The sequence below is a fragment of the Allobosea sp. 05T433 genome, assembly GCF_056396065.1.
Map to the genome: position 1 here is coordinate 149,731 of NZ_JBFTKS010000004.1, position 13,615 is coordinate 163,345.

At 66.7% G+C, this 13,615-nt stretch carries 15 protein-coding genes; 7 read left to right on the forward strand and 8 right to left on the reverse strand.

Going from position 1 to position 13,615, the window contains the following annotated elements; translation table 11 throughout:
* Positions 1-16: 16 nt before the first annotated feature.
* Together AC1DGP_RS07065 and AC1DGP_RS07070 are read right to left on the reverse strand one after the other, a co-directional pair.
* Positions 17-439 carry a DoxX family protein gene (locus AC1DGP_RS07065; protein WP_113517055.1) on the reverse strand — a complete coding sequence of 141 codons (423 nt, stop codon included), beginning with the start codon at positions 437-439 and terminating at the stop codon, positions 17-19.
* A gap of 110 nt (positions 440-549) precedes the next feature.
* Positions 550-930, reverse strand: a complete 381-nt coding sequence (locus tag AC1DGP_RS07070; RefSeq protein ID WP_441504989.1) for an ArsR/SmtB family transcription factor — start codon at positions 928-930, stop codon at positions 550-552.
* 160 nt (positions 931-1,090) lie between these two features.
* On the opposite strand from AC1DGP_RS07070, the gene AC1DGP_RS07075 reads away from it, so the two are divergent.
* The 6 genes from AC1DGP_RS07075 (at position 1,091) to AC1DGP_RS07100 (ending at position 6,369) form a co-directional block, all read left to right on the forward strand.
* Positions 1,091-2,545 (forward strand): AMP nucleosidase, encoded by a 1,455-nt coding sequence (locus AC1DGP_RS07075; protein WP_441504990.1) that lies wholly within the window; start codon positions 1,091-1,093, stop codon positions 2,543-2,545.
* Positions 2,546-2,624: 79 nt separating this feature from the next.
* On the forward strand, positions 2,625-3,911 hold the full coding sequence (locus AC1DGP_RS07080; RefSeq protein ID WP_476831903.1) for a phosphopantothenoylcysteine decarboxylase domain-containing protein: 1,287 nt from the start codon (positions 2,625-2,627) through the stop codon (positions 3,909-3,911).
* Between the two features lie 5 nt (positions 3,912-3,916).
* Positions 3,917-4,402, forward strand: a complete 486-nt coding sequence (gene dut, locus AC1DGP_RS07085) for a dUTP diphosphatase (RefSeq protein WP_441504992.1) — start codon at positions 3,917-3,919, stop codon at positions 4,400-4,402.
* Positions 4,399-4,848 (forward strand): RrF2 family transcriptional regulator, encoded by a 450-nt coding sequence (locus AC1DGP_RS07090; RefSeq protein ID WP_113516840.1) that lies wholly within the window; start codon positions 4,399-4,401, stop codon positions 4,846-4,848. Before dut ends, AC1DGP_RS07090 begins: the two co-directional genes overlap by 4 nt.
* A gap of 85 nt (positions 4,849-4,933) precedes the next feature.
* Positions 4,934-5,920 (forward strand): cysteine synthase A, encoded by a 987-nt coding sequence (gene cysK / locus AC1DGP_RS07095; RefSeq protein ID WP_441504993.1) that lies wholly within the window; start codon positions 4,934-4,936, stop codon positions 5,918-5,920.
* Positions 5,917-6,369 carry a GNAT family N-acetyltransferase gene (locus tag AC1DGP_RS07100; RefSeq protein ID WP_441504994.1) on the forward strand — a complete coding sequence of 151 codons (453 nt, stop codon included), beginning with the start codon at positions 5,917-5,919 and terminating at the stop codon, positions 6,367-6,369. The genes cysK and AC1DGP_RS07100 overlap by 4 nt, the downstream gene beginning before the upstream one ends.
* A 111-nt stretch (positions 6,370-6,480) precedes the next feature.
* Here AC1DGP_RS07100 and AC1DGP_RS07105 read toward each other — a convergent pair whose 3' ends face one another.
* From AC1DGP_RS07105 to AC1DGP_RS07115, 3 genes are all read right to left on the reverse strand, one after another.
* Positions 6,481-7,350, reverse strand: a complete 870-nt coding sequence (locus AC1DGP_RS07105) for a VOC family protein (RefSeq protein WP_441504995.1) — start codon at positions 7,348-7,350, stop codon at positions 6,481-6,483.
* A gap of 123 nt (positions 7,351-7,473) precedes the next feature.
* The gene (locus AC1DGP_RS07110; protein WP_441504996.1) at positions 7,474-8,709 is read right to left on the reverse strand and encodes an NAD(P)/FAD-dependent oxidoreductase; all 1,236 of its coding nucleotides are present in this window, start codon (positions 8,707-8,709) and stop codon (positions 7,474-7,476) included.
* A gap of 3 nt (positions 8,710-8,712) precedes the next feature.
* Positions 8,713-9,768: a YihY/virulence factor BrkB family protein gene (locus AC1DGP_RS07115; protein WP_476831904.1), complete on the reverse strand. Its 1,056-nt coding sequence runs from the start codon at positions 9,766-9,768 to the stop codon at positions 8,713-8,715.
* A 259-nt stretch (positions 9,769-10,027) separates the two neighbouring features.
* Between AC1DGP_RS07115 and AC1DGP_RS07120 the strand changes: the two genes are divergently transcribed.
* Positions 10,028-10,732 carry an outer membrane protein gene (locus AC1DGP_RS07120; RefSeq protein WP_441490535.1) on the forward strand — a complete coding sequence of 235 codons (705 nt, stop codon included), beginning with the start codon at positions 10,028-10,030 and terminating at the stop codon, positions 10,730-10,732.
* Between the two features lie 16 nt (positions 10,733-10,748).
* On the opposite strand, the gene recR is transcribed toward AC1DGP_RS07120, so the two are convergent.
* From recR to AC1DGP_RS07135, 3 genes are read right to left on the reverse strand one after another with little or no spacing between them, the layout of a single operon-like run.
* Entirely contained in the window at positions 10,749-11,354 is a 606-nt protein-coding gene (recR, locus tag AC1DGP_RS07125; protein ID WP_441490534.1) for a recombination mediator RecR, read from the reverse strand.
* Positions 11,355-11,367: 13 nt separating this feature from the next.
* Positions 11,368-11,688 (reverse strand): YbaB/EbfC family nucleoid-associated protein, encoded by a 321-nt coding sequence (locus tag AC1DGP_RS07130; protein ID WP_113516833.1) that lies wholly within the window; start codon positions 11,686-11,688, stop codon positions 11,368-11,370.
* Between the two features lie 24 nt (positions 11,689-11,712).
* Positions 11,713-13,566, reverse strand: coding sequence for a DNA polymerase III subunit gamma/tau (locus AC1DGP_RS07135; RefSeq protein WP_476775083.1), 1,854 nt, complete (start codon positions 13,564-13,566; stop codon positions 11,713-11,715).
* Positions 13,567-13,615: the final 49 nt, after the last annotated feature.

A 13,615-nucleotide genomic window follows, 5' to 3' on the forward strand; every position in this document is an offset into this window, starting at 1 on the left:
GGAGTGGCGAAAGCTGCTAGGCGCTTCGCAGCGGGATGAGTGCGCGCAGCCTCGGATCGCGCAGGTAGAGTCCGCCCCAGGCCATGAGGCCGAGATAGAGCCCAAAGAAGAGGTGGCTGAAGAGCGGGCTGCCGACGCGCAGATGCGTCGCCATGGCGCCGCCAAGCAGCCCCGTAAGCAGCACGGCGCCAAGAATGGATGTGCGGGGATAGGCATAGAGCAGCGCAATGATCAGCGTCATGGCGCCGAGCCCCCGGGCCAGCTCATTGCTTCCCGAATATCCCAGCTGCTGCAGGGTATCGTTGACCACCTGCAGGGGCGCCAGCTTGATACCGCCGTCGAACAGCAGGAACGCGACGACGACACCGCTCAGCACCCGTCCCGTCCAGAGCTTGGCTCTTGGCTCTGCGAAGGCGGGCTCGGTAATCGATAGAGACATAATGCTCTCCAAAGTTGTTTGATTGGGATCTAAGATCTCATTGCGAGCAGACAAGACCGCCTGGCGAGCAGGCAAAACCGCCTGGATTCCGGGGCGATGACGGGCCGCGATCATTGTCCGTCCGTCCCCTTCGAAGGCGGGCTCAACGACAGCGCCGCATTCTGGTCCTCAGTCCTCAGCTCCAGAATCATGCTCTCCAGCCTGTCCAGGCTCCGGTCCCAGAAGACCCGGTAGTGCTCGAGCCAGGCAGCCACATCGCGCAGCGGGCCGGGATCGAGCCGGCAGGGCCGCCACTGCGCCTCGCGGCCACGGGAGATCAGGCCGGCCTTCTCGAGCACCTTCAGATGTTTCGAGACGGCCGGGAGGCTCATCGCGAAAGGTTCCGCCAACTCCTTGACCGAGGTTTCCCCCAGCGCGAGGCGCGCCAGGATGGCCCGCCGGGTGGGATCGGCGAGGGCAGAGAGCGTGGCGCTGAGGTGGTCCGGCGACATCAACTAAACCGATCGGTTAATTAACTGACCGGTTTACTAATGCACCAAAGCCGTAACGTCAAGCGCCCGTTGCGAGACCGCTGAACGCCCGGCCTGCCGACCATCGGCCGGTGCGATGCCGGTTGTTGTCAGGAGCGCCCGCAGCCGGCTAGAGTCAGCCATGAGCTTCGAGATCGCCGCCACGCCGCATGACGCCATCAACCGGTTGGAGGCGCTTTATGCCGAAGCGAAGGACGCGCTCCGCGCCGATCTCCAACGCTTCTTCGATACGAGACAGCCGCCGACGCCGGAGGAGCGCGCCCGCTATCGCTACCCGATGCTGCGCGTCACCTATGAGCCGTCGAAGCTGCCCGCAGCGACACGCCGCGGCTTCGCCAAATTTGCGGCGCCCGGCATCTACTCGACCACGGTGACCCAGCCGGCCGAGTTCCGGACCTATCTGCTCGACCAGCTCGACCCCCTGGTGACGGAATACGGCGCCACCATCGAGACGGGCATCAGCACCCAGGAAATTCCCTACCCCTATGCAATCGAGGGCGGCGACGAACTGGGCGGCGGCCGGATCTCGCCCGCGGAGCTTGCGCGGCATTTCCCGACGCCGCTGCTCTCGCTGGTCGGCGACGAGATCGCCGACGGCACCTTCGAGATCATCGAGGGCGAGCCACGCCCGCTCTCGCTCTTCGATGCGGTGCGCGTCGATTATTCGCTGCGGCGGCTGGTCCACTATACCGGCACCGACTGGCGGATGGTGCAGCCCTGGGTGCTGCTGACCAACTACCATCGCTATGTCGACCAGTTCGTGCGGCTGGCATTGGCCGAGATCGAGGCCGGCACCGCCGAGGCGCTCGTCGCGCCGGGCGGGATCCGGATCGACCGCGAAGGCATCGATGTCAGCGCCGCCGAGCGCGTGATGTCCGCGCCCTGGCATCGCTTCCAGATGCCGGCTTATCACCTCATCCGCGCTGGAGGCGAAGGCGTCACGCTGGTCAATATCGGCGTCGGCCCGTCCAATGCGAAGAACATCACCGACCATCTCGCGGTGCTCAGGCCGAATTGCTGGTTGATGGTCGGCCATTGCGGTGGCCTCCGGCAGACGCAGATCATCGGCGACTACGTGCTGGCCCACGCCTATCTCCGCCAGGACGGCATCCTGGATGACCATGTGCCGCCGGACATTCCGATTCCGGCGCTCGCCGAGGTCCAGGTCGCCTTGCAGCAGGCTGCGGCCGAGGTCACTGGCGAGAAGGGCGACCGGCTGAAGCAGAGGCTGCGCACCGGTACCGTCGTGACGCAGGACGATCGCAACTGGGAGCTGCGCTGGACCAAGGAGCGCCGCCGTATCAACCTGTCGCGCGCCATCGCGGTCGACATGGAATCCGGGACCATCGCAGCACAGGGCTACCGGCTACGCGTGCCCTACGGCACCTTGCTCTGCGTCTCCGACAAGCCGCTGCATGGCGAGATCAAGCTGCCGGGCGCCGCCAACGCCTTCTATGAGCGCGCTGTCGGCGAGCACCTGAAAATTGGACTTGCAGCGCTGGAGAAGCTCAAGGAAGCCGGCAGCACGATCCATTCACGCAAGCTGCGTTCCTTCGACGAGCCGCCCTTCCGCTAGAGGCCCCTGCACGTCCGCCCCATGACAGCCGCGCCTCCGCGATGCTAGGTGAAGGGCTTCTTGCCTCGGGAGCCCGCCCTTGTCCGCATCTCGCTCCGTCCTGCTGATCATCGGCGGGGGTATCGCCGCCTACAAGGTGCTGGAGCTGATCCGGCGCCTGAAGGACCACGGCATCACCTCGCGCTGCATCCTGACCAAAGCCGGCGAAGAGTTCGTGACGCCGCTCGCCGTATCGTCGCTGGCGGGCGAACGCTGCTTCACCGATTTGTTCTCGCTGACCGACGAAGCCGATATCGGCCATATCGCGCTGTCGCGCTCGACCGATCTGGTCGTCGTCGCTCCCGCGACCGCCGACCTGATCGCCAAGATGGCGACGGGCCTTGCCAATGACCTTGCCTCGACGGCCCTGCTCGCCACCGACAAGCGCATCCTGATCGCGCCCGCGATGAACCCGCGCATGTGGGAGCATCCGGCGACACGGCGCAACATGGCGCTGCTCGAGAAGGACGGGGTGCTCGTCGTCGGGCCGAACTCCGGTGCCATGGCCGAGCGAGGCGAGAACGGACCCGGCCGCATGGCCGAGCCTCATGAGCTGCTGGCGGCGATCGAACAGGCGCTGGCCGGCGAAACCCGGCTCTCCCCGGGTGGAACGATCGGCTTCCTCGGTCGCAGTCCGGGCGGCGCGTCCGGTGCCCCCAAGCTGCTCGCCGGCAAGCGCGTGCTCATCACCTCCGGGCCGACGCATGAACCGATCGACCCCGTGCGCTACATCGCCAACCGCTCCTCCGGAAAGCAGGGTCACGCGATCGCAGCCGCCGCCGCGGCCGCGGGCGCCAGCGTGACATTGGTGTCCGGCCCGGTCGCGATCGCCGATCCGGAGGGGGTGACCACGATCCATGTCGAATCCGCCCGCGATATGTTGGCCGCAGTCGAAGGCGCGCTGCCGGCGGATATCGCGATCTTCGCCGCCGCGGTCGCCGACTGGCGCGTTGCGGAAGAGGCGCCCGGCAAGCTCAAGAAGCAGGCCGGCGCGAGCGCGCCTGCCCTCGCCCTCGTCGAGAACCCGGACATCCTGGCGACGATCGCCGCACGCGAGATCGATCGCCCCGCCCTCGTCGTCGGCTTCGCCGCCGAGACCGACCACGTGATCGACTATGCCCGCGCCAAGCTGGCAAAGAAGGGCTGCGACCTGATCGTCGCAAACGATGTCGGCGGCACCGGAGTGATGGGCGGCGACGCCAACACCGTGCATCTCGTCACCTCCGACAATGTCGAAACCTGGCCGACCCTGCCCAAGGGCGAGGTCGCGAGCCGGTTGATTGCGCATCTGGCGCGCATGCCGCAGGCCAGCAAGACGGACCGCTGAGCGCCATGGTCACGCTTCCCATCAAGCGCCTGCCCCATGGCGCCGACCTGCCGCTGCCGGCCTATGAGAGCAGCGGCGCCGCCGGCATGGACCTCCGTGCCGCCCTGGCCGCCGATGAGCCCTGCGTTCTGGCGCCGGGCGGACGCGGTCTCATCCCGACGGGGATCGTGCTGCAATTGCCGCAGGGTTTCGAGGCGCAGGTCCGGCCGCGCTCGGGCCTCGCCTTCAAGCATGGCGTCACGGTGCTGAATTCGCCCGGCACCGTCGACAGCGACTATCGTGGGGAGATCAAGGTGATCCTGATCAATCTCGGCGCAGAAGACTTCGTGATCCGGCACGGCGACCGCATCGCCCAACTCGTGGTCGCCCCGGTCTCACAGGCGGCCTTGGTCGAGGCTGCCACACTCGACGAGACCGCGCGCGGGGACGGCGGCTTCGGCTCGACCGGCATCGCTGGGAGCAAGGCGACGGCGCAAGGTGGCGGCCAATGATGCCGCTCTCGCACCGCAGCCTCCTCGCCGTCGCCGCAGTCGTCGATATCGCGCTGCATGCTCGCCCGTCGCCCGTCGCCGCCAAATTCCTGGCTGCACGCCACGACCTGCCGCCGCGCCATCTCGAAACCATGCTGCAGGCGCTCGTGCGCGCCGGCATCCTGAAGGGCGTGCGCGGTCCGCGCGGCGGCTATGAGCTCGCTCGCGAACGCCGCCGCATCACCGCCGGCGATATCGCGCGTGCGGCCATGCAGGAAACGAGCGATGAAACCACGCCCCTGCCGCAGTCCCGCCTTATCGACGAGGTGGTCGGCCCGGCGCTGAGGCGGGCGACCGATGCCTTCCTGGCCGAGCTCGACAGCGTCACCGTCGAAGATCTCTGTCGCCAGTCCGAGCAGAAGTCGGTCTTCGGAGAGATCGCCCAGAGAGCCGATTTCACAATATAATTATGTTATTAAACTAATTATTCGACATAAGATGTGAAATACGTTAGCCCTTCCATCCTGACCATATGACGCAAGGGAGGCCGCTATGGCCGAAGCAGCACAGAAGCTCAATCCCGCACAGGACAAGGCGCCCGGTCGAGGCCGGGTCTATGAGTCGATCACCGATACGATCGGTGACACTCCGCTGGTGCGGCTGAACCGTCTCCCGGCAGAACGCGGCGTCAAGGCGACGATCCTTGCCAAGCTCGAATTCTTCAACCCGATCTCCAGCGTCAAGGATCGTATCGGCGTAAACATGGTCGATGCGCTCGAAGCCTCAGGCGTTCTGAAGCCGGGCGGCACGCTGATCGAGCCGACCTCGGGCAATACCGGCATCGCGCTCGCCTTCGTCGCTGCCGCGCGCGGCTACCGCCTGATCTTGGTCATGCCGGAGACGATGTCGCTGGAGCGTCGCAAGATGCTGGCCCTGCTCGGCGCCGAACTCGTGCTGACGCCCGGCCCGGGCGGCATGCGCGGTGCCGTGGCCAAGGCCGAAGAGCTCAAGGCCGAGATCCCGGGTGCGATCATTCCGCAGCAGTTCGAGAATCCGGCCAACCCCGAGATTCACCGCAGGACGACCGCCGAAGAGATCTGGAACGACACCAACGGCGAAATCGACATCTTCGTCTCCGGTGTCGGCACCGGCGGCACGATCACCGGTGTCGGCCAGGTGCTGAAGCCCCGCCGGCCCGGGCTGAAGGTCATCGCGGTCGAGCCTGAAGACTCCCCGGTTCTCTCCGGCGGCCAACCCGGTCCGCACAAGATCCAGGGCATCGGCGCCGGTTTCGTTCCCGGCGTGCTCGATCGCTCGGTGATCGATGAGGTGGTGACTGTCGGCAACCAGACCTCCTTCGACACGGCTCGCGCGCTGGCCCGCCTCGAAGGCATTCCGGCCGGCATCTCCTCGGGCGCGGCAGTCGCTGCCGCGCTGGAAATCGGCGCGCGTCCCGGCAACGAAGGCAAGACCATCGTCGTGATCATCCCCTCCTTCGCCGAGCGCTATATTTCGAGCGCTCTCTTCGAAGGCCTGTGATCTCCAGCGCGCTTCAGGTCGTCCGGCTCAGCGAAACGCTGCCGGACGATTTTTCTGCCCTGCAGGACGAAGCGGCGGCCGAAGGCTACCGCTTCGTCGACGGTTTGCGGGACGAGTGGCAATCCGGCCGTTATCGTGACGCCGACGAGCGGAATGCCCTGTTTGCGGTGTTTCGCGATGGGGTGCTCGCCGCGATCGGCGCGGTGACGCCGGACCCTTATGACCCAGCGCCCGACCTCCTGCGCATTCGCCATGTCTATGTCCGGCCGACCGGCCGGCGCGGAGGCGTCGGCCGCCTGCTGGCGAGCGCACTCGTGCAACAAGGGCTGTCGCTGGCGCCGAGGCTCTCGCTCAACGCTGCGGATTCCGGCGCGGCCGCTTTCTGGGAAGCCATGGGCTTCAAGCCCGATGGCGGCGGTACACGCCGCAGCCATCTGCTCACGCGCTAGGATCGAAGCCTGGATCGGCGTCCCGAAAACCGCACCCCACCTTTCGGGCCGAGGCTTTCGTGTTTGCATCGGCTTTCCCGAAAACCGCGCCCCACTTTTCGGGCCGATCCGTTAGCGACGCAGGATCAGACGGTTATTCCAGGGGTCGGCAACGGTGACGGTGCCTCCCTGATCACGACCGCCGGCAGCGATCATCCGCGTCCGCATCGCCGCGAAGGCCGGGTCGTCGGCGGCGACGAGCTCGAAGCTCGCGAGCCCCGCATCGCTGTCAGCCCGCAGGCCTGCCCCCCGGCTGCCCCAGACATTGACGGCGATATGGTGATGGTAGCCACCGGTCGCGAGGAAGCTGGCGCCGGGATAATGCACCATCACGTCAAAACCGAGCCCATCGCGGTAGAAGCCCTCGGCCTGCGCGGTGTCGCCGACGCGCAAATGAACATGCCCCATGCCCGTGCCAGTCGGCATGCCGGGATAGGCGGCTCCGTCCGACTCACGCAGGAGCAGGTCGAGATCGAGCCGATCGGTCGACATCTTGATGGCGCCGCCATCAAGTCGCGGCCATTCCGGCCGGCTGCGATCACGATAGATTTCGATGCCGTTGCCTTCCGGATCGGAGAGGTAGAGCGCCTCGCTGACGAGATGGTTCGAGGCGCCTTCCAGCGGCACTCGGGTCCTGGCCGCATGCGCCAGCCAGTTGGCGAGGTCACGGCGCGATGGCAGCAGGATCGCGAGATGGAAGAGGCCGGCGGCCGATACCGGTGCGCTCGCCCCCCCTTCGAGCCGCACCAGCGGCACGCCGTCGACACCGAGCACGGAGAGGCCGGGCTCTTCCGAGATCAGCGTCAGCCCGATCGCGTCGCGATAGAAGGCCGTCAGGCGCGGCAGATCGCGCACCCGCAAGGAGACCGCGCCAATGTGAAGGGGCGCGTCATAGGCCTCAAGCCGTACCGGTGACGAAACCTTGTCCTTAACCGTGAGCATCGCCGCCTCCGAAAATGATGCGGCCCGACGTCCGCCGCAGTCTTCAAATGGCAAGAAACCGAGCCATTGTCGCCCCTTGGCATGGCAAGACCAAGATTGCAGCCGCGCAATATCGCGGGGCCGTCAGACCGGGCTCGGCCGGTCGATCGCAAAATCAGAGAACCAGGCCTCCTCCCTGCCCTCTAGCAGGGCGCCGAGGAGACGAGACGCGAGGAAGCTGAAGGTGATGCCGTTGCCGCCATAGCCATAGGCCGCCAGCAGGCGTGGCTGGCCAGGGACCCGCCCGATCAGCGGCAACCCGTCCCCGGTCTGGCCGAAGGCCCCGGACCAGGTGTGAGCAAGCGAGAGCCGCGCAGCCGGCACAAGGGCCGCGAGCTTGCCGAGCAGCGCCTCTGTCTTCTCCGGCCCGAGACGCTCGCGCAGATCGGCGTCATCGCTCCCCTCGTCCTCGCCTCCGATGACGATGCCTCCATCGGCCGTGGTCCGGCAGTAGACATAGTCCGTCGAAGCCTCCCAGACGAGCGCACGCCGAGGCCAGAGCGCCTGTGCGGGCTGCGGCTGCGTCGCCAATGCCCAACTCGAGGCGATGCGATGCAGATCGCTCCGGACGCAATCTGGCATGACATAGCCGGTTGCCAGGACGACATGACCGGCTTCGATCGTGTGGCCAGCGCCGAGCTGGACCATGGCGGAGCGACCCTGGCCATCGAATGCCACCGCCTCGTCGCGGATAAGACGCGCGCCCCGCGCTGCCGCCACGCCGAGCAGGGCATGGCACAGGCTGAGGGGGTCTGCTTCCGCCGATCCGGGCGAGACGATGGCTGCCGCCCGGTCGAACCCGAACTCGCGCAGCAGCAGGTCATGGCCGAGCAGGGAGCCGGGCAGGCCAGCGCGCTCCCGCAGGAGATGCTCGTCCAGCAATTCACGCGCCCCGGTCTCGCCAGCTGCGAGATAGACCGTGTCACGGGGATGGAAGGCGCAGCGCAGTTGTTGGCCCAGGACCAGCTCACGAAGCCCCGCCACGGCCCGAAGGCTGCGCCGATAGATATCCGCCGCCCGTTCGAAGTCGTAGAGCGCCGAAAGCCGCCGCAAGGGCTGGTCGATCTCCCATTGCAGCATCGCAGTGCTGGCCACCGTGCTGCCGAAGCCTGGTCTTTCACGATCGACGAGCACGACCTGCCGCCCACGCGCGGTCAGATGTTCCACCAGCATCGCCCCCGTGATGCCGCCGCCGATGATCGCCACGTCGCAGCGAATATCCGCTTCGAGCGTCTCGCCTCGCGGATGTCCGGCATCTGTGCGCCAGGGGCTCGAACCGCTGCGCAGGTCGCTCTGGCGCGTGTCGTCGGGATCCAGCATCGCCTACTCGTCCGCCATGGCAGCACCGACCCTGTCCGCCATGGTCGCGCCCCTGCGGCCGAGAGGCTTGGGTCGCCCGATCGTGGTGTCGCGCTCGGTCTGATGCTCGAGTTCGGCATTGAGTTCGGCACCGGCGAGCACGATCATCGCCGACAGCCAGAGCCAGGTCATGAAGACCACCACCGTCGAGAGCGAGCCATAGGTCGCCGTGTAATTGCCGAGCGTGCCGACATACCAGGAGAAGGCCCATGACGCGGCCGCCCAGAGCAGCGAGGCGGCGATCGCGCCTGGCATGACCCAGGCGAAGCGCGGCCGCCGCCTGCTCGGTCCGATCCAGTAGAGGCAGGCGATCGCCAGCGTCGCCATCACGACGAAGGTCGGCCAGCGCACCAGCCGGACCAGTTGCTCGAGTTCGTAGTGGAACGGGAAGAACGCGGAGATGACCGGCAGGATGGCGATCGCGATCAGCGCCGCCATCAGCAGCACGACCCCGCTCAGCGTGGTCAGCAGCGAGATCAGGTTCAGCTTTAAGAAGCTGCGCTTCTCCCGTTCGCGATAGATGATGTTGAGCGCATCGAAGACCGCCTTCACCGCGGCGTTCGCACTCCAGGCCGCCACGAGCAGGCTGACAAGGACAGCAAGGGACAGGCCGGTGCTGGATTGTGTCGCAAGCCGCATCGCTTGCTCGCGGATCAACTCGCGTGCGGCAGTTGGAAAGACCGTGGTGAGGCTGTCGAGCTGGCCGGCGATGGTCAGCGGGTCGGTGAAATAGCGGTACAGCGCGACAAGGAGCGAGAGCGCCGGGACAAGCGAAAGCAAGGTGAAGAAGGCGACCGCACCAGCCAGAGAACTGAGACGGTTATCGGCAACATTGCCGGCAAAGCGCAGCAGGACATCCTTCCAGCCAAGCCAGGTCATCTCGAGCGGCGAAGCCGCGTCGCGGCCGCGTGCAACCTCCTCTCGCGAAGGCCGCGCACGCCAGCGCGAGATCGCCTCGGCCACGTAGCCCAGCGCCACCCCCGCGCCCGCTGCGCCCGTGATGCGTTTCAAGAAGGCCATGAAAAGTCTCCGCCGCCGCGGTGGGTCGACACGCGGCCTGGCACCAGCCTAGGGCAAACCGGGCGGACGACGAGTTTGTTCCCTGCGCGGCGGGCCACCCCAGGCCGCTTATCCGTTTGTTAACCTTAACAGTTCCTAATCAGAGCCAGAAAACGCGCGCTTCACATGCGTCAGCAAAGGCTTGCGACCTCCTCGTCCCGGATGATGGGAGGCACCGCATCTGGCCACCCGATCGGCGAACGACATACAGAGACCTGCGATGAAGATGTTCCTGAAAGCCGGCCTTGCGAGCCTCGCACTTCTGGCTGGCGGCGCGGCCTCCGCGGCGGACATGCCCTATCGCAAGGGCACGCTGCCGCCGGCTCCTGCACTGCCGGAATTCTTTTCCTGGACCGGGTTCTACGCCGGCGGCCAGATCGGTTATTCCTGGGGCTCGGAGCGCACCCGCTTCATCGCCGCCAACGGCATCGGCGCGGCTTTCACCTCCGATACCGATTCGGTGCTCGGCGGCGGACATGCCGGCTTCAATTACCAGTTCGGCTCCTATGTCCTCGGCATCGAAGGCGATATCGAGGCCCTGAATAGCGATGGGCGCTTCCGTCATGCCCTCGGCATCGGTGAGGTGAAACGCGACTGGCAGGCTTCGGTGCGCGGTCGCCTGGGCTTTGCGATGGACCGCTTCATGATCTATGCCACGGGTGGCGCGACTTTCACCGAGTTCGACCAGCAGCTCTTCGATCCGGCTTCGGGAGCACGTGACAGCGCCCAGACATCGCGCTCGGGCTGGAGCGTGGGCGGCGGTCTTTCCTTTGCGCTGACCGACCACCTGATCGCCGGCGTCGAATACCGCTACACCGATTTCGGCCGGTTCAACCGCCTGGCGCGCGGCGCCTTCCTTGGCGTGACGACCGATCAGGATTCGACGCTGCATAGCGTCCGCACGAGCCTGAGCTACAAGTTCTGACGGGACGAAGCCCGGATCAGAAGCCCGTGCGCTGGCGAATGGCGGCAGCGAGCGTGCCGTCGTCGAGATAGTCGAGCTCGCCGCCGACCGGCACGCCATGGGCGAGCTTCGTCACCTTGACCGGCAAATGGGCAAGCAGATCGGTGATGAAATGCGCCGTGGTCTGCCCGTCGACCGTGGCGTTGAGCGCCAGGATGACCTCCTTCACGGCCGGGTCGGAGGCACGGGCCACCAGCGCATCGAGCGTCAGGTGCTCGGGCCGGATGCCGTCGAGCGCCGAGAGCACGCCGCCCAGAACATGATAGCGCCCTGAAACAGCGCCCGAGCGCTCGAGCGCCCATAGGTCGGAGACGTCCGCGACGACGACGATCACCCCATCGTCGCGGCGGGCGTCGCGACAGACCGAGCAGGGATTGCTGGTATCGATATTGCCGCAGGTCGTGCAGACGACGATGCGTTCGCGCGCGGTAGCCATGGCCTCGGCGAGCGGGCCCAGAAGCTGCTCGCGCTTCTTGACGAGATGCAGGGCAGCGCGCCGGGCCGAACGCGGCCCGAGGCCCGGCAGCTTGGCGAGAAGCTGAATCAGCCGCTCGATCTCGGGGCCGGCAATGGCGCGTGACATGCGGGCCTGCAGCTCAGAACAGTTTCATGCCGGGCGGGATCGGCAGGCCCTTGGTGATCTCAGCCATGCGCTCCTGCATCACCCGCTCGGCGCGGGCGCGGGCGTCGGTGCTGGCCGCGACGATCAGATCCTCGAGTATCTCGCGCTCGTCGGCCATCATCAGGCTCGGGTCGATCCGGACCGACTTGAGCGCGCCCTTGGCTGTCATCGTCACGGTGACCATGCCGCCGCCGGAGGCGCCCTCTACCTCGATGGTGTCGAGCTCGGCCTGAACATCGGCCATCTTCTGCTGCATCTGCTGCGCCTGCTTCATCAGGCCCATCATGTCGCGCATGGTGTCTCTCCGTATGCGAAAGTGTCAGAAATCGACGCCGTCGAAATCCGGCTCGCTGTCGTCGAACAGCGGCTCGGCATCAGACATGTAATCATCGTCGGCCGAGCCCGAGGATTGCGCCTCGGCAGCTTCAGCCGCGCGCGGATCGCGCACGTTGACAATGCGGGCGCCGGGAAAGCGCTCCAGGACAGCCTTCACCGCTGGATGAGCGGCAGCGTCGCTCTCGCGCTGGTCCTTGGCGGCAACGGCCTGCTCGCGCAGCGTCGCGCCTCCCTCCGTATTGACGATGACGACCATCCAGGTCTGTCCCGTCCATTCCTTGAGGCGGCGCGACAGATCATTGGCGAGCGTGCGTGAACCACCTTCGACCAGGGCGAACTCGATCCGCCCCTGTTCGAAGCGAACGGGCCGCACATCGCGCTCGAGCGCAATCTTCAAGGTGATGTCGCGATTCTGCGAGGCGAGCGCGACGATATCTTCGATCGAAGCGACGAGCACGGCCGGGGCCGCAACCGCACGAGGGGCGGCAGCGGGCGCGGGGTTCGCGCTGGCGAGCACAGGCCGTGCCGCGAGCGCCGTGTTCCCGCCACCGGAGGGAGGGCGGGGCGCTGCGCCCCCCCCGCCATTGCCCGATCCGGCGGGAGAGCCATTGCCGTCGCGCAGCATCCGCATGGCCTCGTCGGGCGTCGGCAGGTCGGCCGCATGGGTGAGACGGACCAGCACCATCTCGGCCGCCATCACCGGCCTGTCGGCCTGTTTCACCTCGGCCATGCCGCGCAACAGCATCTGCCAGGCGCGAGCCAGCACGCGCACCGACAGTCGGGCCGCGAAATCACCGCCGCGCACGCGCTCGGCCTGGCTCAGGCCGTTATCCCGGGCGGCTTCAGGCACGAGCTTCAGACGCGTCACCAGATGGGTGAACTCGGCGAGATCGGTCAGCACCACGACCGGATCGGCACCGGCATCATATTGCGCCCTGAGTTCGCCCAGTGCCGCCGCGATATCGCCCTTCATCACCGACTCGAACAGATCGATGACGCGGGCCCGGTCGGCGAGGCCGAGCATGGAGCGCACATCCTCGAGCGTGATTCGGCCAGCCGCATGGGCGATGGCCTGGTCGAGGATCGAGAGAGAATCGCGAACCGAGCCTTCGGCGGCGCGGGCGACGGCACCGAGCGCCTCCTCTTCGGCGTCGACCCCTTCGGCCTTGCAGATGTTCGAGAGATGGCCGACGAGCAGGCTGCCATCGACCCGGCGCAGATCGAAACGCTGGCAGCGCGACAGCACCGTCACCGGCACCTTGCGGATCTCGGTGGTGGCGAAGATGAACTTTGCGTGCGGCGGCGGCTCTTCCAGGGTCTTGAGGAAGGCATTGAACGCCGCCCCGGTCATCATGTGCACTTCGTCGATGATGTAGACCTTGTAGCGTGCGGAGACCGGCGCATAGCGCACGCTGTCGTTGATCTGGCGGATATTGTCGACGCCATTGTTCGAGGCGGCATCGATCTCCATCACGTCGATATGCCTGCCCTCGATGATTTCGCGGCAATGCACGCCGAAACGCGAGAGATCGGTGGTCGGCCCACCCGCTCCATCCGCGCTCTGGAAATTCAGGGCACGCGCCAGGATGCGGGCCGTGGTCGTCTTGCCGACACCGCGGACGCCAGTCAGCATCCATGCCTGCGGGATGCGGCCGGCGGCGAAGGCGTTGGTCAGAGTACGCACCATGGCGTCCTGGCCGATCAGGTCGCCGAAATGGGCCGGACGGTATTTGCGCGCAAGCACCCGGTAAGGCGCCGCGGTCGCGACGGGCGCTGGCGCGAGGCCGGGAAAACCCAGCTCTTCAACGGAATCGGCAGCGGCGGTCTCGTCGGTCATCCGCATGCTTTCGCCAATCGGGAGGCGACGGTCAACGCCGGACTTGCAA

What these genes read in the sequence shown, in the direction of transcription:
- AC1DGP_RS07065 (WP_113517055.1), bottom strand. Translation starts at nt 439, where the DNA reads ATGTCTCTATCGATTACCGAGCCCGCCTTCGCAGAGCCAAGAGCCAAG.
- AC1DGP_RS07070 (WP_441504989.1), bottom strand. Translation starts at nt 930, where the DNA reads ATGTCGCCGGACCACCTCAGCGCCACGCTCTCTGCCCTCGCCGATCCC.
- AC1DGP_RS07075 (WP_441504990.1), top strand. Translation starts at nt 1,091, where the DNA reads ATGAGCTTCGAGATCGCCGCCACGCCGCATGACGCCATCAACCGGTTG.
- dut (WP_441504992.1), top strand. Translation starts at nt 3,917, where the DNA reads ATGGTCACGCTTCCCATCAAGCGCCTGCCCCATGGCGCCGACCTGCCG.
- AC1DGP_RS07090 (WP_113516840.1), top strand. Translation starts at nt 4,399, where the DNA reads ATGATGCCGCTCTCGCACCGCAGCCTCCTCGCCGTCGCCGCAGTCGTC.
- cysK (WP_441504993.1), top strand. Translation starts at nt 4,934, where the DNA reads ATGGCCGAAGCAGCACAGAAGCTCAATCCCGCACAGGACAAGGCGCCC.
- AC1DGP_RS07105 (WP_441504995.1), bottom strand. Translation starts at nt 7,350, where the DNA reads ATGCTCACGGTTAAGGACAAGGTTTCGTCACCGGTACGGCTTGAGGCC.
- AC1DGP_RS07110 (WP_441504996.1), bottom strand. Translation starts at nt 8,709, where the DNA reads ATGCTGGATCCCGACGACACGCGCCAGAGCGACCTGCGCAGCGGTTCG.
- AC1DGP_RS07115 (WP_476831904.1), bottom strand. Translation starts at nt 9,768, where the DNA reads ATGGCCTTCTTGAAACGCATCACGGGCGCAGCGGGCGCGGGGGTGGCG.
- AC1DGP_RS07120 (WP_441490535.1), top strand. Translation starts at nt 10,028, where the DNA reads ATGAAGATGTTCCTGAAAGCCGGCCTTGCGAGCCTCGCACTTCTGGCT.
- recR (WP_441490534.1), bottom strand. Translation starts at nt 11,354, where the DNA reads ATGTCACGCGCCATTGCCGGCCCCGAGATCGAGCGGCTGATTCAGCTT.
- AC1DGP_RS07130 (WP_113516833.1), bottom strand. Translation starts at nt 11,688, where the DNA reads ATGCGCGACATGATGGGCCTGATGAAGCAGGCGCAGCAGATGCAGCAG.
- AC1DGP_RS07135 (WP_476775083.1), bottom strand. Translation starts at nt 13,566, where the DNA reads ATGACCGACGAGACCGCCGCTGCCGATTCCGTTGAAGAGCTGGGTTTT.